Source organism: Paenibacillus sp. FSL H8-0283, from assembly GCF_045040675.1.
Classification (GTDB): Bacteria; Bacillota; Bacilli; order Paenibacillales; family Paenibacillaceae; genus Paenibacillus; species Paenibacillus amylolyticus.
Window position 1 is genome coordinate 6,596,175 of the sequence record NZ_CP150295.1, and the last position, 21,605, is coordinate 6,617,779.

Genomic DNA, 21,605 nt, shown 5'->3' on the forward strand with positions numbered 1-21,605 from the left:
CGCTGAACAACATCCCATGCGATAGATTGAAGATAATCAAGGAGGAAAAAAAATGAGCGACAATCAGCAGCCCAAGACGGGTCTGCCCCCGGTCCCCGAATCGCTGTGGCGTGCTACGCATCAATTCGATGCCTATCCAAAACTGACCGAAGATATCACCGCTGATGTAGCGATTATTGGTGCCGGTATTGCCGGGATCACTACAGCCTATCTGCTCGCGCAGACGGGTATGCGTGTAGTCGTGCTGGAAGCTGGAAAAGTATTGGATGGCACGACCGGTCATACCACGGCCAAGGTATCTGCACAGCACGGCGTCATATTTGATGAAATTATGCATCACTTCGGACAAGAACAGGCTCGGATGTACTATGAAGGCAATGCCGATGCCGCTAATTGGATGCGCAATCTGGTGAAGGAAAAACGGATTGATTGCCAGTGGGCAGAGGAAGATGCCTACGTCTATATTCAGTCCGAGGAAAACATCAAAAAACTGGAGATCGAGCTGACCGCCTATGGCAAACTCAATATCCCTGGTGAGTGGGTAGATCCACTCCCTATTCCAGTTCCTGCCAGAGCGGGTATCCGCATGCCGGGTCAGGCACGCTTTGATCCGCTGGCCTACCTGCACTACTTGCTCGATTCCGCTGTGAAACAAGGGGTACAGATCTACGAGCATACGACAGTTACGGATGTAGAGGAAGACGCTTCACTACATGTCAGAACTTATGGAGATGGCCCATCTGTAACAGCGGAACATATTGTTGTGGCTTCTCATTTTCCCGTCTATGATCCCGGATTTTATTTCACACGATTACACGCCGAACGATCCTACGCTGTATTAGTGGAACCGGAGAAACCCTATGCGGGCGGCATGTACATCTCGGACGATACACCATACCGCTCCTTGCGTACCGTCTTACATGACGGTAAGGAACTTATCCTCTTTGGCGGCGAAAATCACAAAACCGGACAAGGCATCTGCACCTTCGGACATTATGAACGACTCGAGCAGTTTGCAGCGGAGACATTTGGCATCCGCAACATCCCTTTTCGCTGGTCAGCCCAGGATCTGATCTCTATCGACAAGGTGCCTTACATTGGACCGATTACCGGAAGACATGAACGTGTCTATGTGGCGACCGGGTTTGCCAAATGGGGAATGACGACTGGTACGATGGCAGGACACCTTCTTGCGGATCGCATCACTGGACGTGACAACCCTCATGCTGCCATATTCGATCCGGCAAGATTCAAAGCTGATCCTGGCATGAAACATTTTATTGTGGAAAATGTGAATGTAGCCAAGGAATTAATCTCCGGTAAAGTAGGCATTGTGCACAAAAACGTTACTGATATTGGCGAAGACGAAGGAGCCGTCGTTCGTCATAACGGCAAACGTGCTGGCGCCTACAAGGACGCCAGTGGCAAGCTGTTTCTGGTGGATACCACCTGCACCCATCTGGGTTGCGAAGTCGAATGGAACGAGGGCGAGCGTTCGTGGGATTGCCCATGCCATGGTTCCCGCTTCGATTATGCAGGCCATGTCATTGAGGGCCCTGCTGTGGAAGACCTTAAAGTTCTGGATGCACAAGAATAACCGACATTTAGCGATTAACCTGTAACCAAAGAAACAAAAGTTCATCTCACAGACCGGATCGGAATCCGCCTTCAGACGGAAGCAACCGATCCGGTTTTTGCGTATGCTGAATTATATAGCTAAACAGACAGCCTCGGCTAAGCATCCGCATTTAAACAAACTTATTATCGATCAATCGTGATACGGAACTATTTTAAAGTCACTACCTTGCATTAAACAGTACTGGATGCTATGATGACTTCACCACTACTGAACAATATACACTAGCTATAAATGATGCTACGAAGGAGGAACCTGTGTGAATGTGAACATCCAGTTCAAAAAAGGAGTATTGGAGCTGTGCGTCCTGGTATTAATTAACCGCCAGGATCGGTATGGCTACGAACTGGCTCAGGCGGTCTCCAAACATATCGAAGTTGCTGAAGGTGCACTGTATCCCTTGCTTCGCCGGCTTGTGAATGACGGTTACTGCACCACCTACCTTCAAGAATCAACTGAAGGCCCGCCGCGCAAGTATTACCGACTGTCCGATACAGGTCGCGACTACATGACGGCACTGACGACAGAATGGAATGAATTTGTGCGCAATGTCGCAAATCTGATTGAGGAAGGAACCCCTAATGAATAGACAACAATTTATGAAAGCCATGGAAATTCATCTACGGCCGATGGACCCATTCGAACGGGCTGAGTTGCTCGCCGACTATGATCAACATTTCGAGCTTGGACTACGAGAAGGCAGGCTGGAAGAAGAGATCGCTCGGGAACTGGGACACCCGGAAGAAATCGCCAAGGAAGCACTCGGTGATCGTTATGACATGCATACGCCGGGTTCAGATGCGTTCTATGCACCGACGTATCGCGAAATGCGGTCACCTAGAAACAACACCAGAGCCACTCGCAAATTTTTCACAGCCATCGGCCTTTTATTCCTGAATCTGATTCTTGGCATTCCTCTTGGTCTCATGATGTGGTCGGTATGGCTTGTTATTGCCAGCCTTTCCTTGCTGGTATTGGCTCCTGTGGCAGCGGTTGTGGATTTCTTATTCCTGAGCCAACTTGATAAACCGGAGATTTTCGTTGCGATTGGCGCTTTCGGTGTCGGCATTTTGTTTGCCATCGCATCGAAGTATGTTTTTAGAGCCTTCAAAAACACTACTCTTCAATACATTCAATGGAATAAAAATATGATGAAAGGAGATGTTTCCGCATGAGTACCAAAAAATGGCTTGCGCTTGCCGTGATATGTATCGGAATAGGTTTGCTCGGGACATCCATCTATGGCGTTCAGTTCGGGGATGAACGGGAGCATTATTCTAAACGATGGGATTTCAAAGCAGATGAATTGCAGAACATTATCATGAATGCTAATTTCAGTGCAGATATTGAATTTGTCATAAGCCCCGATTCGAATGGTTATATCGAAGTGGATGGTAAATGGGACCCTACCGTAGTCAAAAGCTTCGAACAAGCCACTTTATCCAAAGGCACATTCCAACTGTCTCAGACAGCACGTGAACGATTGCAATTTTTCACCTTGTACTGGAATGATCAAGACTCCACAATAACGGTTGCTCTGCCTGAAGGACACCAATTAAATGAGGTTAAGCTGGACTCCTCTTCAAGTGACTGGGATCTGACAGGTCTGAATGCCAATCAGCTTGAGCTGAACAATACCTCAGGTTCCATACGTCTGGAAAATATTAAGGCGCCCAATATTGAATTGGTTCTAACTTCTGGTGACATTAACGCTTCCATGATTGATGGAGACATGACCGTGAAACAGACATCCGGAAGCTTCACTGCTGATCAGATAGTCGGTCAAGTCAACAGTGAGATTAAATCAGGAGATATTGAGATCACTGAATTGAATGGTGCGGCCGATGTTAAATTCACCTCGGGTAGCATTCATATTGAACAGTCCCATGCTGCGCCAATCAATGCATCCGGAACATCTGGAGATATTTTCATTCAAGCTGCACCTGATTTTGACGGAATCTATGATGCTAAGGCTACTTCCGGAAGTGTCGATGTACCTGAATCGCCAATGGTGAGCCGCGAAGTGATCAAGGCCCGTACTTCTTCTGGTAGCATCGAGATTACCAGATAGTGATGAAGCCAATTTCCGAACTGTGGGTAATAATAGTATAATTGAATGCTAGTCCATTTCTAAGGAGGAATTACCCACATGGAACTTAAAAATAAAACAGCGATCATCACAGGTGCCGGAAAAGGTATCGGCCGTGCGATCGCTGAAGCTCTTGCCAAAGAAGGAGTGCACCTCGGCCTTATTGCACGTACCGCTTCCGATCTTCAGGCTCTGCAACAGTCTCTGAGTCAAGAATACGGTGTGAAAGTAACCAGTGCAGTAGCAGATATCTCGGATCGCACGCAGGCCGAAGCCGCTGTAGCAGCCATCGAGATGGAACTCGGTGCGGTGGATATCCTTATCAATAATGCGGGGATCGGAAAGTTCGGAACGTTCATGGAGATGGAGCCGGAAGAGTGGGAGCGCATCCTGCATGTTAACGTTATGGGTACATATTACGTTACACGCGCTGTCCTTCCGAGCATGATCAAGGAAAGTAGCGGCAGCATTATCAATATTGCTTCCACTGCAGGTGAGCGCGGATTCGCTACAGGTTCGGCATACTGCGCGTCCAAGTTTGCATTGCTTGGCATGACCGAATCTCTGATGCAGGAAGTGCGCAAGTCCAACATTCGTGTAACGGCACTGACTCCAAGCACCGTTAATACGGAGCTTGCGACCAATGCCGGACTGAAAATTGGCGACGAAGATCGCATGATGCAAGCGGAAGATGTAGCTGAACTTGCACTCGCAACGCTCAAGCTGTCCGACCGTGTCTTCGTTAAAACAGCAGGCATCTGGACAACTAATCCACAATAGACAGGTGCTTCTGACCTTTCTAAGGAATCTCTCGCACCTTATTGTTGTCATATGCAGGAAATGAGAAACGTAACGAATCTCAGCAACGTTATTTCGCTAAAAGTCTGTGAACTGTAGCCAAAATACACATACAGCAGTGAAATAAAGCGTATGAGGTTCGTTACATCTCTGCACCTGCTTAAACTCACCTAATAGGGTTCGCTCAGTTCGTTAGAAATATAAAGGACGTTTCCCATTGTACATGTATGCAGGTTCTCATGTTCATGACTTGGGAGCCGTCCTTTTTGTATTTTACAGATGATCCAGACCCAATTCTCTGGACACCGCAATGAGCACCACCGCAGGCTCCTCACCGATATTGGTCACTTCATGGGGCACGATCGCATTCCAGGTAAACGAATCACCCACTTCAAGAACTTCCACATCTTCGCTTTGCTCCGCACGAATCTTGCCCTGCAACACCAGATGGCTCTCCTCCCCAGCATGTTTGCTAATCCCAGTCGAAGCACCTGGCGGTAACTCCACAATGGACATACGCATCGCACCTTTGGCTGTAAGCTGCTGCACTTTGATCTGTCCGCTTCCTGCTGTCGTCTCCTTACGCTCGTTCTTGCGTACCACGTTCATCCGTTGCTCTGGTGTCAGTAGCAAATAAGGAAGTGGCACTTCCAGATAATCCGCAATACTTTCAAGCGTAGCAATGGAAGGTGACGTTTTGTTGTTTTCCACGTTGCTGATAAAACCTTTGGACAACCCCGTTCCCTCGCACATCTGCATGATCGTAATCTGTTTCTGCTTGCGGATCGTACGAATAGCCAAGCCAATATCCATATCGCGTCCCTCCCCTTCTATTCATCTATATAAGACACCAGACGTAAGCTTAGCTACTACAGGTTATCTATTCGGCGCTTGCCTCAACAAATATAATCCGATTACCAAACGGATCTGTCACGGTCATTTCTCTTGATTGCCAAGGGGTCTCCTCTATACCGGGTCTCGCATTTTTGTACTCTTTCTGACGAAGTGCACCATGAAATGTATCCAAGTTATCTGTTTCCACGCGCAAGGCAGCTCCAGGTGTACAATCTCCATGATGTTCGGAGAGATGAATCACGATGGAATCGAGCGAAACCTGCATATATAAGGGCATTTCTTGCTCAAATCGATGTTCCCAATCCAATTGGAAACCCAGGTATTCAAGGTAAAACTCTCTAGCTTTATTTTCATCAAATATTCTCAAAATAGGCACGATACTCTTTAACATCCTGATCACGTCCTCGGGAATAAGATATGAACCATTCGTAGCGGCATTTAGTGTAGAACCATTCAAGATTTTTTATAAACAACATATATTCATCATACAAAAAAAGTATTGACCCTACAATGAAACCATGATAAATTTTGTTCATAAATAAGAATATTTATTTCATATTGGTGAACTTTATTGTCAGAACGATATATTTAACTCATTCCTCTTCAGGTGGTGTTTTTAATGAATTCTCCTTATATACATGAAGTCCGATTACCATCTCATTACAATCCAGATCAACGTTATCCTGTCATTTTCGCCTTACATGGCATGGGATCAGATGAGCAAGATATGCTTCGTTTAATGGAGCCTATGCAGTCTGATTTTATTATCGTCGCCATCCGTGGACCTATCGTTCAGGGTAGTGGTTATGCTTATTTTCAGATCAAAAGCATTGGCAACCCTATCCGTGAATTGTATGATGCCTCCGTGTTGGGACTGCAACAGTTGATTGTTGATCTGTCCGCCAAATATGCTATTGATCCCACGCGGCGTTATATCGCCGGATTCAGCCAGGGCGCCATTATGGCAATGACCCTATCGCTGGTGATGGGAGATGCAATTAAAGGCATTGTAGCGATGAGTGGGTACATCCCGCAATTTGTGAAAGACGAGTACATGCTGCACCCCGATTCGGAGCTGTCTGTGTTCATCTCGCATGGAGATCAGGATCATCTATTCCCGCTGCAACTGGGCGAAGATAACGCCAATTTCTTCCGTCAACACACCAATCACGTCACATATGTACCTTACAACGGTGGACACCAGGTGACCCCCGAACTATATCAACAATTCCAACACTGGCTTCGGACGGATGCAAATCTGACTACCGAAGACCCGAAAGGACTGAATTCATAATGATGCCATCTCTTTTTATTGCTCACGGTGCCCCATCACTGGCACTGGAGGAGAATGTGTACACCGAATTTTTGCAAAAACTTGGACAGGAACTGCCGAAACCCAAAGCAATCGTATTGTTCTCTGCTCACTGGGAATCCACAACTCAGCTTGTATCCTCGGTAGCCAACTATGAGACCATTTATGATTTCGGCGGTTTCCAGCCCGAGCTGTATCAGATCAAGTACCCGGCTCAAGGACAGGCAGAGACCACAGCCGAGGTAGAACGTTTATTCACAGAAGCCGGGATTCCGGTACAGACCGATGACGTTCGTGGACTGGATCACGGCGCTTGGGTCGTTCTACGCCTGCTCTACCCAGATGCGGATATTCCTGTAATTGCCTTGTCCGTGAATCGCTATCTGACAGGTGAGCAGCAATATCAGGTCGGACAAGCGCTCGCTTCCTTGCGTGAGCAAGACATTCTTGTCATTGGTAGCGGAGGAACCGTCCACAATCTACGTCGATTGAACTGGGAAAGTAACGGCGTTGACCCGTGGGCATCAGAGTTCGACAACTGGCTGCATGACAAGCTGGTGAGCTGGGATACGGAGTCTCTCTTCTCCTATGATAAACTGGCACCTTCAGCTCAAGCCGCCGTGCCTACGCCGGAGCATTTTGTACCGCTGTTACTCGCCATGGGTGCGGGAGATCAGAACAAACGTGCATCGCTCCTGTTTAAAGCCTATCAGTATGGCAACCTGAGCTTGTCCTGTTGGAAGTTTGAATAAAGAGGACTATGTAAAAGGTTAGTTTCACTTATATAGTAGATAAAAAATAAAGCATGTGTTACAGGGATTGCCCCTGTAACACATGCTTTATTTGTTGTTAGGAGTGACTGCCATGATGGATGTACATAATCGATTGGGATGGAGACAGGTGTGCTGATATGCAACAACCACCTTTAAATAATGAGACCATTGTTGCATGTAAGCAAGGACTCCGGTTTCTTGTGTGCTTTTTCGGATTATAACTATAATATGAGGTGAAATTAGGCACAGTTTGCTCGCATATCACTCACCCTATTATCTGAATAGCTCATACGGAGGGGAATTGGATGCCAGAACAACGTATATATGAATTGATGGATGAACTGGATATGTTGCTGGAGGAGAAGGTACAGGATGAGGAAAACCGGGAGCTCTTGGAGGCTTATCGCGAGTTTGAAGGCGTAACGGATGAGCAGCTCGACGCATTCGAGCGTGAACACGGTATTCGATTACCTGCTGATTTTCGTGCGTTTTATAAACGTAAAAATGGGAGTGGTTATGGCTTTCACGTCTTGTACCCAAGCCTTGAGGAAGGACGGGAATCCGAGCCATTTTACCTGTTATCCCTGGAAAAAATTCAAAAGGAGCAGTCCACGCTGGTGGAGAACCGCATGGATGATTATTTTACCGAAGAAGAGATCCGTGAGCTTGATCCCCGAATCAAACCCTACCTTTTTCAAAAGAAATGGATCACGTTTGGCATGCTTGGAGGTGGTTCGCTGTATCTGATGTTCGACTTTGATCCGACAGAGCAAGGAACGGTTGGACAGATTATTATGTACGTGCATGACCCGGATTTTGTATATTATGTCGCTGGGACGTTTACGGAACTATTGGAACAATCCAACCGCAATTTACGTGCCTTGGAAGCCATTGAGTACTGAAATGCGCATGATGATATGACCTTTTTTGCATAATGCTGGGATATGTCAAAGCGGTTATAATAACATTTAGTGGAAATGCACATGCTGTATAGATAAGACTGCCTTTTCTACACCTAATACATTGATCTGGGAGGAACATACGAAGTGGCTGAACAACCGAAGTCTGAGAGCTTTATGTCTCTCATCAAAAAAGGAAACACATCCTCCGCCGTAGCGATGGCAGGTAATGCTGTTCTTGCTGTGTGCAAAGGGGGAGCCTTCCTATTCAGTGGCAGTGGTGCCATGTTCGCTTCGGCGATGCATTCACTCGCTGATGCCATTAACCAAGGGTTTGTCTTTGTCGGAAGTGTGTTGTCCGAGAAAAAACCTACACGCCGCTTCCCGACCGGATTCGGACGGGTCATTAACATTTTCTGCATGATCGCCGTTATTGTAGTTACCATTATGGCGTATGAAACGATCCATGAAGGCATCCATCTTTTGCAGCATCCTGTTGGTCATACCGGCGGTCTCTGGATTAACATCGGAGTGCTTGTTCTGAACATTGTCATTGACGGGGCCATCCTGATCAAAGCCATGAAGGAAATTCTAAAAGAAGCACGCGCACCCAAAGCCGCCGGATTTGCCTTGGTCCCTGCTGCCATTAAAAATGTAGGCCGTGCTGCGCCACCAACCCGTCTCGTATTCTACGAAGATGTTGTAGCAGTACTCGGTGCGACACTCGCCTTGATCTCCGTTGTAGTCATTGCATTAACCAATTTTGCATTGCTCGATGGCATTGTGACAACGCTTATTGGATGTCTGATGATCGCTGTAGCCTTCCGTGTCGGTTACGATAATATGATCGGATTGATCGGTGTTGCGGCTCCACAGGATATTGAGGACAAAGTGTCCCAGACTATTCTCGCAGACACACACGTTGCTGACATTCAGATGATGCGTATCATTCAGGAAGGCCGTTATTATCATGTCGAAGGTCTGATTGAACTTACCAAAGGACTCAGCCTGGCTGATGCGGATGACATCAAGTTCCGTATTCAGGAGAAACTGATGACAAACCCCGACATCGCTGACGCTGCCATCTCCATTATTGAGGATGACGGTGTGAACAGCTGGGGCAAGAAACATTCGGATGTGGTGAAATAACAAGCTTCGTTTTGGATGACTCAGCTTTACCATTCAGTAGTTGCTCAATTTAAGTTTAACTGTTGAATAAACAATCAACGAATCGTATATTCTTAATAACAGATCTCGCCCGCACCTCTGCTTATGCATGTGGAACAGGGCGAGACATTTTTGCGTTATGGGGGTATTTTCCTTGCCAGATGATGTTCAGCTACGTGAAATGAAAGCGAATACTACATATGAAGAACAGCTCGAAAAGTTTAAAAACCGAAAAATGACAATTGAAAATGATGTAGAAGCAATTACAATCCTGAAACGCATTCACTATTACAGGTTTACTGCATATGCCTTAACTTTTAAACAGGATACCTCGGACAACTACATTGAAGGAACGACTTTCAACAAAGTGTATAAGCATTATTTGTTTGATGCAGCCCTTAGAAATCACTTTATGAAGATTGTCGAGTACATCGAGATTGCCTTAAGATCACAAATTTCATACAAGCTCGCCCACAAGTATGGTGCTCTTGGATATACGAATGCCGCTAATTTTTCTAAAATTCAATTTCACCAACGCTTTATGGAGGATTTGCAAAAATGCATTCAAAAACAGCACAAAGAAGTGCTTATTGCTCATCATAGAGAGAATTACCAAGATAGATATCCTATCTGGGCGGCCTTTGAAGTTAGTACAATTTCTATGATGTCCTCACTCTATAAAAATTTAAAAACGTCTGACAAAAAATCTATTGATCGAGAATACTACCCTTCTCGAAACATAAGTTATAGGGAACTTGAGAACTGGTTCCACGTCTTAACTGTTTTTAGGAATAGATGTGCTCACTACAGCAGACTTTTTAATTATAGAATCCCTGTTACCATAAGATACACACGAAATGATGAATTATTAGGCTTACACAAAGCCTTTCTTTTTGGAGCTATCTACAATGCGAAGTACCTGATAAAGGATAGAACAATCTGGGATAGTTGGGTGACTGAGCTATCCTCATTAATCGAAGCTTACACTATAGTTGATATATCCCTTTTGGGATTCCCTACAAACTGGGAGCATCTGCTACGAAAGCAATGATAATTCTCTCTTGCAACATGCAAGCCTAAATCACATTTTTCTGTGTAACTTGTTCACCACCGTTTGGCACAGATTGTTTGCATGAAAAAACGACTGAGTATCTTTCGAACCTAGACTTTGGTCTAGGTTCATTTTAACTCCAAAGACGGAGGATAGAGTTTTCCAGTTCATGGTATGCTGTGAATAACGAAAGTAATTGCTCTACATACAACCGTTCGGAAAATTGATCTTGTATTAAGAAGGAGAGATATTATGGCTAAACGTACGATCCTTGCGCCTGTTCTCATTTTGCTGGGCGTGTACCTGATTCTGAACCAGGGAGGTTCACTCGGTCCGGGTACAATCTTCGCTACATTCTGGCCCACGTTATTCGTGATCCCACTCGGGCTGTTCTTCCACTGGCTCTACTTCTCCATGATTGGCAGAGGTGTTGGACTACTGGTTCCTGGTGGCTTGTTGCTCACGGTTGGTATCGTCTGTCAGATCGCTATGCTGTTTAACAACTGGGGTACGATGTGGCCGGGCTTTATCCTGGCTGTTGCTGTTGGTTTGTTCGAATTGTATTGGTTCGGTGGTCGGAACAAATGGTTGCTGATTCCCATCAACATTCTAACGGTGATATCGTTGCTATTCTTCGCTGTGATGTCGATTGGCACGATGCTGAGCAGCTTGAGTTTTATTCAACCGTTCGTGGCGATTGTGTTGATTATGGGTGGGGCATGGATCATGGTGGGTCGCAAAAAACGCATGTAGTGGCAATTATATAAGATGAATGGGGTGCGATTAACTGAGTCACTGCGGTGACAGCACAACTTCGGATCGCTGTTATCCCCGGATTTTTTTGAATCCCATCTAGCAATGGGAAAATCCGTTGATAAAGGCGACCGCTTCGCTTCCTTCGTTTGTTCTGTCCCCTCCGTTAACGTTTGATCTTAAATGTTCATCTTATATGGCACTTCAAGCGCTATTGCTCTGAAGTAAGTAATAAAAAAGGGTTGCTGCTTGTCATTCAAATGAAATGACGAGCAGCAACCCTTTTTGTCTTTTTTTCAGAATCTAACGAACTGTGCACACGTTATTGGCGGTTATTTGCTATGCATTTTAAACTCCAGAAATAGGTCGTTATAATGTGAGAGCATTTTTTTACCCAGATTATCGTAGACCTCCAGCTTGCCTGTCAGTGTCTCGTCTGGATAGAAACGTTCATCCTCCGAGATGTCCTCTGGCAGTAGCTTAAGCGCCTCGGCGTTCGGAGTGGAATACCCGACATACTCGGCATTGCGAGCGGCATGATCCGGGTCCAGCATAAAGTTGATAAACTGGTGTGCCCCTTCAATATTACTCGCTGTTTTGGGAATAACCATGTTATCGAACCAGAGGTTCGAGCCTTCTTCCGGCACCATGTAATCCAGCTTGTCGTTCTCATCCATAATCTCGGACGCATCTCCGGACCACACGAGTCCAACTGCTGCTTCCTCATTCGCGAGTAACATTTTGATCTCGTCTCCGACAATTGCTCTGACGTTTGGTGTCAATGTAGACAGCTTCTTCAGCGCTTCTTGCAGATGATATTCGTTGGTATCGTTCAGAGAATACCCGAGACTGTTCAATCCCATACCAATGACTTCGCGTGCACCGTCAAGGAGCAGGATTTGATTTTTCAAGCGCGGGTCCCACAGGTCATTCCAGCTATCAAACGTTAATCCATCCACCAGTTCGGGATTGTACACAACCCCCACCGTTCCCCAGAAATAAGGGATGGAGTACTTGTTGCCTTCATCAAAGGACAAGTCCATGAACCGCGGATCAATGTTATCCAGGTGGGTCAATTTGCTATGATCGAGTGGAACGAGTAGGTCTTCCTCTTTCATTTTGCTAATCGCATATTCAGAAGGAATCGCCACATCAAACGTAGTACCGCCCTGCTCAATCTTGGTCAGCATCGCTTCATTGGAGTCAAACGTCTGATAGATGACCTTAATGCCGGTCTCGTCCTCAAACTCCTTGAGCAGATCGGGGTCGATATAATCGCCCCAGTTATAGATGGTCAGCGTGTTGCCGCCAGAATAACCCTGACTCTTATTCAGATACGAAGCCAGGATCATCAGGGCAAACGCGGCCACAAAAACAAGCGCAAATGTCCGTACCAGTTGCTTCATGGTCGCAGCCCCTTTCCTCCGGGAGCTATCCGTGTTGCACGGCGGTTAATGAAGTAATATCCGACCACCAACAGAACCGTGAGCAGGAATAACAGGGTAGACAATGCATTGATGGACAACGAAACGCCCTGCCTTGCTCTGGAGTATATCTCTACCGAGAGTGTGGAGTATCCATTACCCGTGACGAAGAATGTTACTGCGAAATCATCGAGCGAGTACGTCAATGCCATGAAGAATCCGGCAAAAATACCCGGTTTCACGTATGGCAACACCACACGCGTCAGAATCTGCCATGAACCAGCACCCAGATCGCGTGCCGCGTCCATCAGAGTTGGACTCATCTCCTGCAGCTTCGGCAGTACCATGATCACGACAATTGGTACGCTGAATGCAATATGAGACAGCAGAACCGAAGTGAAGCCCAGTTTGATACCAATCATGGTGAACAGGATCAGGAACGATGCACCAATGATGACATCCGGACTAACGATGAGCACGTTATTGAGTGACAGTAGCGTGTTCTTGGTCCGTTTGCGACGCACATGGTAGATCGCCAGTGCTCCTGCTACACCAAGGATCGTCGAGATCGCTGATGACAGGAGCGCAATGATAAATGTATTCAGCACAATGATGAGTAGCCGAGTATCGGCGAACACCTCTCTGTACCATTCGAGCGTGAATCCTTCGAAGCTGCGCATATGGCCGCCACTATTGAAGGAATAGAAGATCAGATACGCAATCGGTGCGTACAGTATGGCGAATACAACGGCTAGATAGACGTTAGACAGCTTTCCGTTTCTTCCCATTACGCACCTCCTTCTTGCCTGACCCAGTCAGGAACATAATAATCGCCATCGCAATAATCAAAAAGACGGCAATCGTAGAACCCATCCCCCAGTCCTGGGTGACGAGAAAATGCTGTTCAATCGCTGTACCCAGCGTAATTACACGGTTCCCCGCAATAAGGCGGGTAATCATGAACAGAGACAGCGCAGGAATAAATACAGCCTGACAGCCTGATTTTACTCCACTAATGGTCAGTGGAAAGATAACCCGGCGGAAAGTCAGCCACGATGAGGCCCCCAGATCGCGCGCCGCGTAGATTAACGATGGATTCATCTCTTCCAGCGCATTGAAGATCGGCAGGATCATGAATGGAATGAAGATGTACACCGAGACAAAAATAAAGCTGAAATCGGTGAACAAAATCTGCTGTGTACCAATACCCACCACTTCAAGCAGGGAGTTGGTCAGACCGTACGTTCCGAACAGGCCGATGAAGGCGTATGCTTTTAGCAAAAGATTGATCCAGCTTGGCAGAATGATCAGCAGCAACCATAGCTGCTTGTGCTTCGTCCGGGTCAGCATATACGCCGTTGGATACGAGATCAGCAGTGAGAACGCCGTAATCAGAAATGCATACCAGAACGAACTGAGCGTCATCTGCAAGTACACCGGTGTGAAAAATCTGGTGTAGTTGCCAAACGTGAAGTTACCCTCCACATCGAAGAACGAATAATAGATGACCAGCAGAACCGGCGCCACAACAAACAACACCATCCATAATACATATGGAATCAGATACGCATTGCGTGTGCTGGCCTTAGTCTGCATGAGCGGCCTCTTGGTAGGCTTCGAGTCGTTTGTCGAACTCTTCTTCGGTCTCGTTAAAGCGCATGACGTGTACTGCTTCCGGGTCAAAATACAGTCCAATCCGTGCGCCGACAACGGCTTTCTTGGTTGAATGAACAAGCCACTCATTGCCCGCATCGTCGTACGTGGATATCTCGTAATGCACCCCGCGGAATAACTGGGAATCCACATTGACCTTGAGTTTGCCTTGGTCTTCGGTTGTAATCTCCAGATCCTCTGGGCGAATGACAATCTCTACCGGCTCGTCCCGCTGGAGACCCTGATCGACACACTCGTGCTGTGCGCCAGCGAATTCCACCACAAAGTCCTGCTTCATTTTGCCCGATACAATGTTCGATTCACCGATAAAGTCTGCTACAAAGCGGTTAATCGGCTCATCATAGATATCATTCGGTGTACCGCTCTGTTGAATCACGCCGCCATTCAGGACAAAAATCTCGTCGGACATCGCCAAGGCTTCTTCCTGATCATGCGTAACAAAGATAAACGTGATGCCCAGTCGCTGTTGCAGCTCCCGTAGCTCGTACTGCATTTCGGTCCGTAATTTCAGATCAAGTGCCGAAAGCGGCTCGTCCAGTAGCAGAATTTCAGGTTCGTTCACAATCGCGCGTGCAATCGCGACACGTTGTCGTTGTCCGCCGGACATTTCGCCAATTTCCCGGTTTTCATACCCGGATAGATTGACGAATTTGAGGGCTTCCAACACTTTGCTGCGAATTTCAGCCGTTTTCATCTTTTTGATCCGCAAACCAAAGGCTACGTTCTCAAATACATTCAAATGTGGAAATAACGCATAATCCTGAAATACGGTATTCACCTGCCGCTGGTGGGCAGGCACTCGGTTGATGAGCGCACCGTTAAAATAAATACTACCCTGTGTCGGCTCCGCAAAACCGGCAATCAGCCGCAATATCGTTGTTTTCCCGCAGCCCGATGGGCCAAGAAGCGTATAAAATTTACCCCGCTCAATCTCAAAGCTGACCGCCTTCAATACGGCTTCATCCTGATCGTATTGCTGAGTCACCGCTTCGAAGCGGATAATCGGTTGTTGTTCTGACATGCTTCACATCGCCCCCTTATACTTGAGGTACATCTTAAGTCTGTACACTTTTCGTTCATGCATCCTTATAGATAACCCATCTATTATATATGATTCAGGTATATCCGCAATGGTTTTGATGTAAACGCCGCGTGTCATTTCTTCTTATTTTCAAAAATTCTGCATACATTACGGGTAATGTCGATAATACGTACCCATATGGAGTAAATGAAGGATTTTTAGGATTCCATTTTATGTGTGAGAGGAGTCTTGGCTCTTGGATATTCGTCGTAACCTGCCTTTGCTGATGACCATTTGTTTCTTAAGTCAGATGGGCGGATTCATGATCCTGCCCCTATTTCCTTTGTTTATTGAGGAATTCGGCCTGTCCGGCTGGATGATGGGGGTTATTTTTGCACTCTTTTATGTGGGGAAAGTAATTGGTGGCGTTCCAGCAGCGGCAATTTATAAGAAACTAGGTGGTAAAAAAGCTCTCATCCTGATGCTGATCCTGCTGGCTGTCTGTATGGGCGGCTTCGCGCTGTCTACTGCTGCGGTGTTATTCGGCCTGCTCCGACTTCTACAGGGGCTCGCTTCCACGGGCCTTACCGTGGTCGTACGTTCCATCATCGGAGATGAGGGTAATGTAGGCAACCGCGGCCTGTACAATGGATATATCAGCAGTAGTGAGGGCGGCGGCATGGTGCTCGGTCCGGTCATAAGTGGCTGGCTCGCGCTGCACTGGCCATTGTCGGTGCCTTTTTTACTCGTTACCGTGTGTTGTCTGATGGCTGTGGTCGCTGCGATGGGGATGAAGACGACGGCACAAGCTAGAGCTAATCATGAGTCTGGGGATACGCTAAGTGATCCTCTGATGGAAGAGCTTTCAGCTGGCGTAAAGCAAGAACCTCTGGACAACTTAACACATTCACTAATCTCCACGGATGAAGTTGTAGAACCCACCACAAATGACTCCCACCCTCATACTACTGTATCAACTGCGCCTCCTTTATCTTCATCACCTTCTGATGCACTGCATACGCAAGCTGCGGATACCGCCCTATCCAACCAAGCTCTCAATTCAACAATGTCTGGCCCAACTACAAGGCTTACCCGGCGGCAACAGCTTGTTGGCTACGGTACGGTACATTTTCTGGAGATGAGCGCCTACGCCGTATTTCTCACCTATTTTGCACTGTATGCAGCTCACATCATGCATTGGGACCCCTTTGCAACCAGTCTCGCCTTCACTGTATCCGGGATCTCTACTCTTGCCGCTGCTCCCTTTGTTGGTTATCTCTCAGACCGGATGGGCGATCGTCTGTTGCTTTGCATGCTCGGCATGTTCCTGATTGGAATCGAAGTTGCTGTATTTCTAAGCACGTCCTCCCATCTATGGGTCTACGTTGGCATGCTCATTGGCGGGGTTGGTGGTGCATGTTACATGGATTCGTTCTTTGCTCATATTGGCGATCATATCCCGGACGAGAGTCGAAGTTCTGTCATAGGCAAAATTGTCTCTGCTGCCGAGATCGGCTCCATCGTGTCTCCACTGGTTGCAGCGCTACTTATGGAAGTTGGCTCGCTGTACTCCGTGTTTGTGTTCAATCTGGTGCTGATTGCTGCTGCCATTGTAGTTCAGGCTGCGATGCGCAGTCGATATCGATTGAAAGAGGGGTAGTCCTTCGTTTGATAAAAAAGGATCACAAAAAATAACCCGTCTGCACAATTTAGTGTGCAAACGGGCATTTCATTGGTGTATCTCCGGCCTGTGGCTGGGAATTCTCTACCTGTGCATTCTGCTGCTCACTGCTTCGCAGTTCTGGGGCAGATGCTACACCATCTTTCAGGGTATACGCCTGATCTTGATGGAAAAAGTTCGGCTTCACGATCTCATTACGATAGGAGCTGTGGAAAATATGTGTTGTCGCCGGAGATACTGGCGGAATCAGCCACACCCAATCCCCGGTCAGCTCTCTCTCAGCCTTCTCTTCCCGCTGTTCAAACATAGCAAATTGCGCTGCCGCCGTGTGGTGATCCACAATGCTCACACCTGCTTTTTTGAACGAATGCAGCACAGCCACATTCAGCTCAACTAACGCACGATCCTTCCACAGCGTCGTTTCACTCGACGTATTCAATCCAAACGCTTCCGCCACCGCAGGCAGCTTGTTATACCGGAACGTATCCGCCAGATTACGGGCGCCGATCTCGGTACCCATATACCAACCATTAAACGGCGCTGCCGGATAAGATATGCCACCAATCTCAAGACGCATATCGGCGATCATCGGAACGCCGTACCAACGCATACCCAGCTCAGCAATCTCCTTCTGCTCCGGGTGCTCAATTATCACTTCCACAATCTCTTCTTCAGGTACAACATACCACTCTGGGGCTTGTCCTTGTGCCTGAATAATGAGCGGTAACACATCATAGGGGCTACCTGCCCCTTGCCAGCCAAGTGACATCGCCGCCTTGGTCAGCTCCACCGAAGCAGGATCTCCGATAATACCTTGCTCTGTCTCATATCCCGCATAACGAATAAGCTGATGATTCCAGAGGCGTACCGGAGTTCCATTCGGCCCATCCGCTGGAAGGATGGTAATCATCGGGATTACTTTGCCACCGTTGGATGCCACATGGATATGATTCAGCACAGCTTCCGCTGCCGTTCCTGCCGTATCAGCGTGACGGGCGTCCACGATCCGCAATTTATCCCAAAACAGACGCCCGATGCAGCGGTTGCTGTTCCGCCATGCCATTTTACAACCCTGCTCCAATTCCTCTGTGGTATGCACATAAGTACCAGTTACTTCGATCTCTCCCATAACGGCAACAAGCCGGGCCTCTGCGTCTTCACGCGAATGGCCCAGCTCTTCATAACATGTATATATAAACCGTTCAGCTTCTTCCTGCAATTGTTCCAGGTCTGACCGCATCGTTCATTCCCCATTCTGTACATCTTGAATGCCATCATTATACGGCAAGCGCACCGGATTTGTAAGCGAACGGACACTTTGTTCACGGACTCTACATATCGTTGTCAGGATGTAGGGTGACTTTGCTTATTTGCCCAGAAATGCGGTTAACATCCAGACCTCTTTATCCAGCGCAGCGGTGAATCCAATCAGCATATCTTCCGTTGCGTTATCTTCCGCTTCTCCTGCTTCGTGAATGCCTTGACGAATCACTTCCACCATTGTGCGCAGATCAGCAACTACCGACTCTACCATACGCTCAGCAGTTAACGGACCTTGTGCCTCTTCAATCGGAGACAGACGCAGCTGTTCACCCATCGTAGCCACTGGACGTCCACCAATAGCAAGCAAACGTTCTGCAACTTCGTCCATATTTGCCGTAGCCAAGTTGTACAGTTCTTCGAATTTGGCATGCAGTGTGAAGAAATGAGGCCCTTGGACATACCAGTGGAAGTTATGCAGTTTCGTGTACAATACGGACCAACCTGCGATCTGACGGTTCAGGACCTCTTGAAGTGCGGTGGCATTGTTAGCAAAAGTGTTGTTTCTAGTTTGGATTGTGCTCATGGAATTTATCCCCTCTCGAATATAAAAATAGAATTTGAATTTTATAATGGATTGCTTTGATTCGCTTCTTTTTAATTTAGACTTAATCTAAATCTTGTTTTAATTATAACACCGCATATCCTGTTTGGGAAGGATTTAGCCCTGTCTTGTACATGAAGATTCCATGAAGCTGAGCTTCATCCTATATCATTATAAAAAGGGGAGTTACACTGTCCACACGGCTGATTAATGAGGGTGTGTAGTACTTCCTGCACCAGATCCCACTTTTTATTTATACCTTTAATTACGCTCACATACTGCGAATATTCTCACAGTGCAAATAACGCAAAAACAGCCCTTCATCTCCGCGAGATGATAGGACTGCATGAACCCACCTGTACAATTTTATTGCTTAACACACTCAAAAGTCAGAATACGACTGATCTCTTCATAGCTTGATGCTACAAAATGAGGTTGATGATCGGACTCCGGCAGCGCCTCCCGATGGTTAAACCAGATGACTGTCCAACCTGCATCCACTGCACCTACCACATCATTACGCCACGAGTCTCCGATGTAATAGCTGGAACGGGCATCAGTCCCTGTCTGCTTACTCACATATTCGAACAACCTGCGATCCGGCTTCGCATAACCAGTCGTACCGGAAATAAAGACCAGATGCTCGTCCACGAAACTGAGCACATCCAGTGCTTCAAGCTTGCGGCGCTGATGCTCTCCTTCTCCATTGGTGATTAGACCAACGGTATGGCCTTCTGTCTGAAGCCTTCTGATCAGCTCATACGCTCCTTCAAAAGGTACAATCTCAAACTGTCTGCTCAGATACTGTGCTTGTAGTTCTTCAGCCTGTCCCGATTGTAGGGGGAGTCCGAACTCTTCCATCGTCAACTCAAACCTCCGACGGCGCATTCGCTCTACTGCATCCGCTTCTGGTACAGCGGACAGATCTTCTTGTGCAGACAGCCAGTCACTATAATAACGAAAACGATGATAGGCCTCAGCATAAGGGAACTCATCGGGCAGGCCGAGAACGTCCTGCAACGCGCCACGAAGTGGCTGCAAGTGATCATATAACGTATCATCTACGTCGAAAAATATGGTTTTAGCATTATTTATTTCACTCATAATGGTTGTCTATCCTCCTGCTTTTGCGTCCAAACACTCTTTTCTTACTACTATATATGTATTCCTATGCCTCGTCCAAAAGGGATTTGTTGCGTGATCATCTCTACTCCAGAACAGTGCCCATAATAACGCTTAGACCAGAATTGATCGGACGGCTTTATATGTTAAAATAAGGATGATTAAATCTGAGGTGATGACGATGTTCAACCCAAAATTCTTCTTCTATTAGTTGTGCTCAAGGCACTGGCTACTCAAGCCAAAATCTAGCCCGGTACAACGAGGATGAAGATGTTCACACAGGAAGAGATTCAATCATGGGAAAATGAAACAGCTTTTGCACAGAGACACAACAAGAAGTTCATTGATCCAAGAAAAGAAAAGCTGAAAGATCACCGTAAAGGAATCAAGAGCACGCATTACAACAAAGAAAGTAAACCCGATCGTAAACATGATTATCGTCTGTATAGAACCAAAATGAAGCGTCTCATGCACCACGAGCAATACGATCTTCTGCACAACTATAAACGAACGAGCGGTTGGCTAACTTGGTAAACTGGAGTTAGAAGAGTAGTCCTTACATAACATTACTGCGCTACATCAAAATCAGTAGCCTTTTAAGTTAAGAAGGAATTCTTTTTTCAATCAATTACATACCGTTTCATTCGTTACTGACAGTTAGAATATATCGAGGAGGCCTTTATTCATGTGGAAAGAGCATCTTCATAGCATTTCGAAGGAGTATACGTTCAGTCCCCCTGCATCTGGTGATGACATTGCAAAGGTGGAAGACTCCTTACAGGTTACGCTCCCTCGTGAATTAAAAGAAATATTGCTCGAAACCAATGGAGTCAGAGCTATTTACGATTTGGGACTTATCTGGTCAGAAGATCAAATTAAGAATGAAAACAGACATTATCGGGATGACCACTCCCAAGATTACTACATGCCCTTTGATCACCTGCTCTTCTTCGGGGAAAGTGGGATTGGCGATTTATTTGCTTTTCCTGTGACAGGGGATGGAACGTGTAGAGATGACGTGTTTGTGTGGAATCATGAAAATGACAGCCGAAAATGGGTCGCACCTTCAGTGTCCAAATATTTGGAGTGGACTTTAGAAGGCAAAATAAAAATTTAGGTTACACGGACTAACGGACCCTAATCTACGATGAATAATTAGATAATTTTGTATTTCCATTTAATGAATATTATATTAATGAACACATTACAAATGAATAAAAGGTGGAATGAACTTATGAGTATATCAGAAAAGAAATGTCATGATTGCGGAGGAACATCTTTCGTAGAAGCATCGGATTACATCAACCTTCGTCCATTGGATAAGAAAATGACTCTCGGTGTGGAAAAAATGTACACGGTTTGTCTGGATTGCGGCGAAGTTGTTTCCATTAAAGTGAAGAACCCAGAGAAGTTGCTAAAATAATAATTCCAACAAGCACAGACAAAAACACCCTAGCTCACAATTGTGAAATAGAGTGTTTTTTCA

24 protein-coding genes are annotated in these 21,605 nt (G+C 46.5%); 15 read left to right on the forward strand and 9 right to left on the reverse strand.

Annotated features, from left to right (window positions below):
• Positions 1-52: 52 nt before the first annotated feature.
• The 5 genes from MHI52_RS28950 to MHI52_RS28970 all read left to right on the forward strand — a co-directional run bounded on the left by MHI52_RS28950 (position 53) and on the right by MHI52_RS28970 (position 4,505).
• Positions 53-1,597: an FAD-dependent oxidoreductase gene (locus MHI52_RS28950; RefSeq protein ID WP_405158081.1), complete on the forward strand. Its 1,545-nt coding sequence runs from the start codon at positions 53-55 to the stop codon at positions 1,595-1,597.
• Between the two features lie 298 nt (positions 1,598-1,895).
• A complete protein-coding gene (locus MHI52_RS28955) occupies positions 1,896-2,225 on the forward strand; it encodes a PadR family transcriptional regulator (protein ID WP_091036026.1) in 330 nt (109 codons plus the stop codon).
• Positions 2,218-2,811: an HAAS signaling domain-containing protein gene (locus tag MHI52_RS28960; protein WP_405158082.1), complete on the forward strand. Its 594-nt coding sequence runs from the start codon at positions 2,218-2,220 to the stop codon at positions 2,809-2,811. The genes MHI52_RS28955 and MHI52_RS28960 overlap by 8 nt, the downstream gene beginning before the upstream one ends.
• Positions 2,808-3,707, forward strand: coding sequence for a DUF4097 family beta strand repeat-containing protein (locus tag MHI52_RS28965; protein ID WP_036667854.1), 900 nt, complete (start codon positions 2,808-2,810; stop codon positions 3,705-3,707). Before MHI52_RS28960 ends, MHI52_RS28965 begins: the two co-directional genes overlap by 4 nt.
• 78 nt (positions 3,708-3,785) lie before the next feature.
• A complete protein-coding gene (locus tag MHI52_RS28970; protein WP_036612827.1) occupies positions 3,786-4,505 on the forward strand; it encodes a 3-ketoacyl-ACP reductase in 720 nt (239 codons plus the stop codon).
• Positions 4,506-4,796: 291 nt separating this feature from the next.
• Here MHI52_RS28970 and MHI52_RS28975 read toward each other — a convergent pair whose 3' ends face one another.
• Together MHI52_RS28975 and MHI52_RS28980 are read right to left on the reverse strand one after the other, a co-directional pair.
• Positions 4,797-5,336: an XRE family transcriptional regulator gene (locus MHI52_RS28975; protein WP_315370641.1), complete on the reverse strand. Its 540-nt coding sequence runs from the start codon at positions 5,334-5,336 to the stop codon at positions 4,797-4,799.
• Positions 5,337-5,403: 67 nt separating this feature from the next.
• Positions 5,404-5,769 (reverse strand): glyoxalase superfamily protein, encoded by a 366-nt coding sequence (locus MHI52_RS28980; protein WP_047840788.1) that lies wholly within the window; start codon positions 5,767-5,769, stop codon positions 5,404-5,406.
• A 228-nt stretch (positions 5,770-5,997) separates the two neighbouring features.
• Here MHI52_RS28980 and MHI52_RS28985 point away from each other — a divergent pair, with 228 nt between their 5' ends.
• The 6 genes from MHI52_RS28985 (at position 5,998) to MHI52_RS29010 (ending at position 11,333) form a co-directional block, all read left to right on the forward strand.
• Positions 5,998-6,672 (forward strand): alpha/beta hydrolase, encoded by a 675-nt coding sequence (locus MHI52_RS28985; protein WP_076253695.1) that lies wholly within the window; start codon positions 5,998-6,000, stop codon positions 6,670-6,672.
• Positions 6,672-7,442, forward strand: coding sequence for a DODA-type extradiol aromatic ring-opening family dioxygenase (locus MHI52_RS28990; protein ID WP_405158083.1), 771 nt, complete (start codon positions 6,672-6,674; stop codon positions 7,440-7,442). The genes MHI52_RS28985 and MHI52_RS28990 overlap by 1 nt, the downstream gene beginning before the upstream one ends.
• A 326-nt stretch (positions 7,443-7,768) precedes the next feature.
• Positions 7,769-8,365 (forward strand): SMI1/KNR4 family protein, encoded by a 597-nt coding sequence (locus MHI52_RS28995; RefSeq protein ID WP_315371114.1) that lies wholly within the window; start codon positions 7,769-7,771, stop codon positions 8,363-8,365.
• 144 nt (positions 8,366-8,509) lie between these two features.
• Positions 8,510-9,511, forward strand: a complete 1,002-nt coding sequence (locus MHI52_RS29000) for a cation diffusion facilitator family transporter (protein WP_405158084.1) — start codon at positions 8,510-8,512, stop codon at positions 9,509-9,511.
• Between the two features lie 172 nt (positions 9,512-9,683).
• Positions 9,684-10,580 (forward strand): Abi family protein, encoded by an 897-nt coding sequence (locus MHI52_RS29005; protein WP_405158085.1) that lies wholly within the window; start codon positions 9,684-9,686, stop codon positions 10,578-10,580.
• A 252-nt stretch (positions 10,581-10,832) separates the two neighbouring features.
• The gene (locus MHI52_RS29010) at positions 10,833-11,333 is read left to right on the forward strand and encodes a hypothetical protein (RefSeq protein ID WP_017691802.1); all 501 of its coding nucleotides are present in this window, start codon (positions 10,833-10,835) and stop codon (positions 11,331-11,333) included.
• A 332-nt stretch (positions 11,334-11,665) separates the two neighbouring features.
• Here MHI52_RS29010 and MHI52_RS29015 read toward each other — a convergent pair whose 3' ends face one another.
• From MHI52_RS29015 to MHI52_RS29030, 4 genes are read right to left on the reverse strand one after another with little or no spacing between them, the layout of a single operon-like run.
• Positions 11,666-12,739, reverse strand: coding sequence for a PotD/PotF family extracellular solute-binding protein (locus MHI52_RS29015; RefSeq protein ID WP_405158086.1), 1,074 nt, complete (start codon positions 12,737-12,739; stop codon positions 11,666-11,668).
• Positions 12,736-13,545 (reverse strand): ABC transporter permease, encoded by an 810-nt coding sequence (locus tag MHI52_RS29020; RefSeq protein WP_405158087.1) that lies wholly within the window; start codon positions 13,543-13,545, stop codon positions 12,736-12,738. The genes MHI52_RS29015 and MHI52_RS29020 overlap by 4 nt, the downstream gene beginning before the upstream one ends.
• A complete protein-coding gene (locus tag MHI52_RS29025; RefSeq protein WP_405158088.1) occupies positions 13,520-14,353 on the reverse strand; it encodes an ABC transporter permease in 834 nt (277 codons plus the stop codon). Before MHI52_RS29025 ends, MHI52_RS29020 begins: the two co-directional genes overlap by 26 nt.
• Positions 14,343-15,452: an ABC transporter ATP-binding protein gene (locus tag MHI52_RS29030; protein WP_036612848.1), complete on the reverse strand. Its 1,110-nt coding sequence runs from the start codon at positions 15,450-15,452 to the stop codon at positions 14,343-14,345. The genes MHI52_RS29025 and MHI52_RS29030 overlap by 11 nt, the downstream gene beginning before the upstream one ends.
• A 256-nt stretch (positions 15,453-15,708) precedes the next feature.
• Between MHI52_RS29030 and MHI52_RS29035 the strand changes: the two genes are divergently transcribed.
• Positions 15,709-17,112, forward strand: a complete 1,404-nt coding sequence (locus tag MHI52_RS29035) for an MFS transporter (RefSeq protein WP_405158089.1) — start codon at positions 15,709-15,711, stop codon at positions 17,110-17,112.
• A gap of 49 nt (positions 17,113-17,161) precedes the next feature.
• Here MHI52_RS29035 and MHI52_RS29040 read toward each other — a convergent pair whose 3' ends face one another.
• The 3 genes from MHI52_RS29040 to MHI52_RS29050 form a co-directional block, all read right to left on the reverse strand.
• On the reverse strand, positions 17,162-18,373 hold the full coding sequence (locus MHI52_RS29040; protein ID WP_405158090.1) for a nitric oxide synthase oxygenase: 1,212 nt from the start codon (positions 18,371-18,373) through the stop codon (positions 17,162-17,164).
• A gap of 126 nt (positions 18,374-18,499) precedes the next feature.
• Entirely contained in the window at positions 18,500-18,979 is a 480-nt protein-coding gene (locus MHI52_RS29045) for a Dps family protein (RefSeq protein ID WP_405158091.1), read from the reverse strand.
• A 384-nt stretch (positions 18,980-19,363) separates the two neighbouring features.
• The gene (locus tag MHI52_RS29050; protein WP_405158092.1) at positions 19,364-20,101 is read right to left on the reverse strand and encodes an HAD family hydrolase; all 738 of its coding nucleotides are present in this window, start codon (positions 20,099-20,101) and stop codon (positions 19,364-19,366) included.
• 288 nt (positions 20,102-20,389) lie between these two features.
• On the opposite strand from MHI52_RS29050, the gene MHI52_RS29055 reads away from it, so the two are divergent.
• From MHI52_RS29055 to MHI52_RS29065, 3 genes are all read left to right on the forward strand, one after another.
• Positions 20,390-20,653 carry a hypothetical protein gene (locus tag MHI52_RS29055; RefSeq protein ID WP_051447285.1) on the forward strand — a complete coding sequence of 88 codons (264 nt, stop codon included), beginning with the start codon at positions 20,390-20,392 and terminating at the stop codon, positions 20,651-20,653.
• Between the two features lie 151 nt (positions 20,654-20,804).
• Complete coding sequence (locus tag MHI52_RS29060) at positions 20,805-21,236, forward strand: SMI1/KNR4 family protein (RefSeq protein WP_036667867.1); 432 nt, start codon at positions 20,805-20,807, stop codon at positions 21,234-21,236.
• A 117-nt stretch (positions 21,237-21,353) separates the two neighbouring features.
• Positions 21,354-21,542: a hypothetical protein gene (locus tag MHI52_RS29065; RefSeq protein WP_036612861.1), complete on the forward strand. Its 189-nt coding sequence runs from the start codon at positions 21,354-21,356 to the stop codon at positions 21,540-21,542.
• Positions 21,543-21,605: the final 63 nt, after the last annotated feature.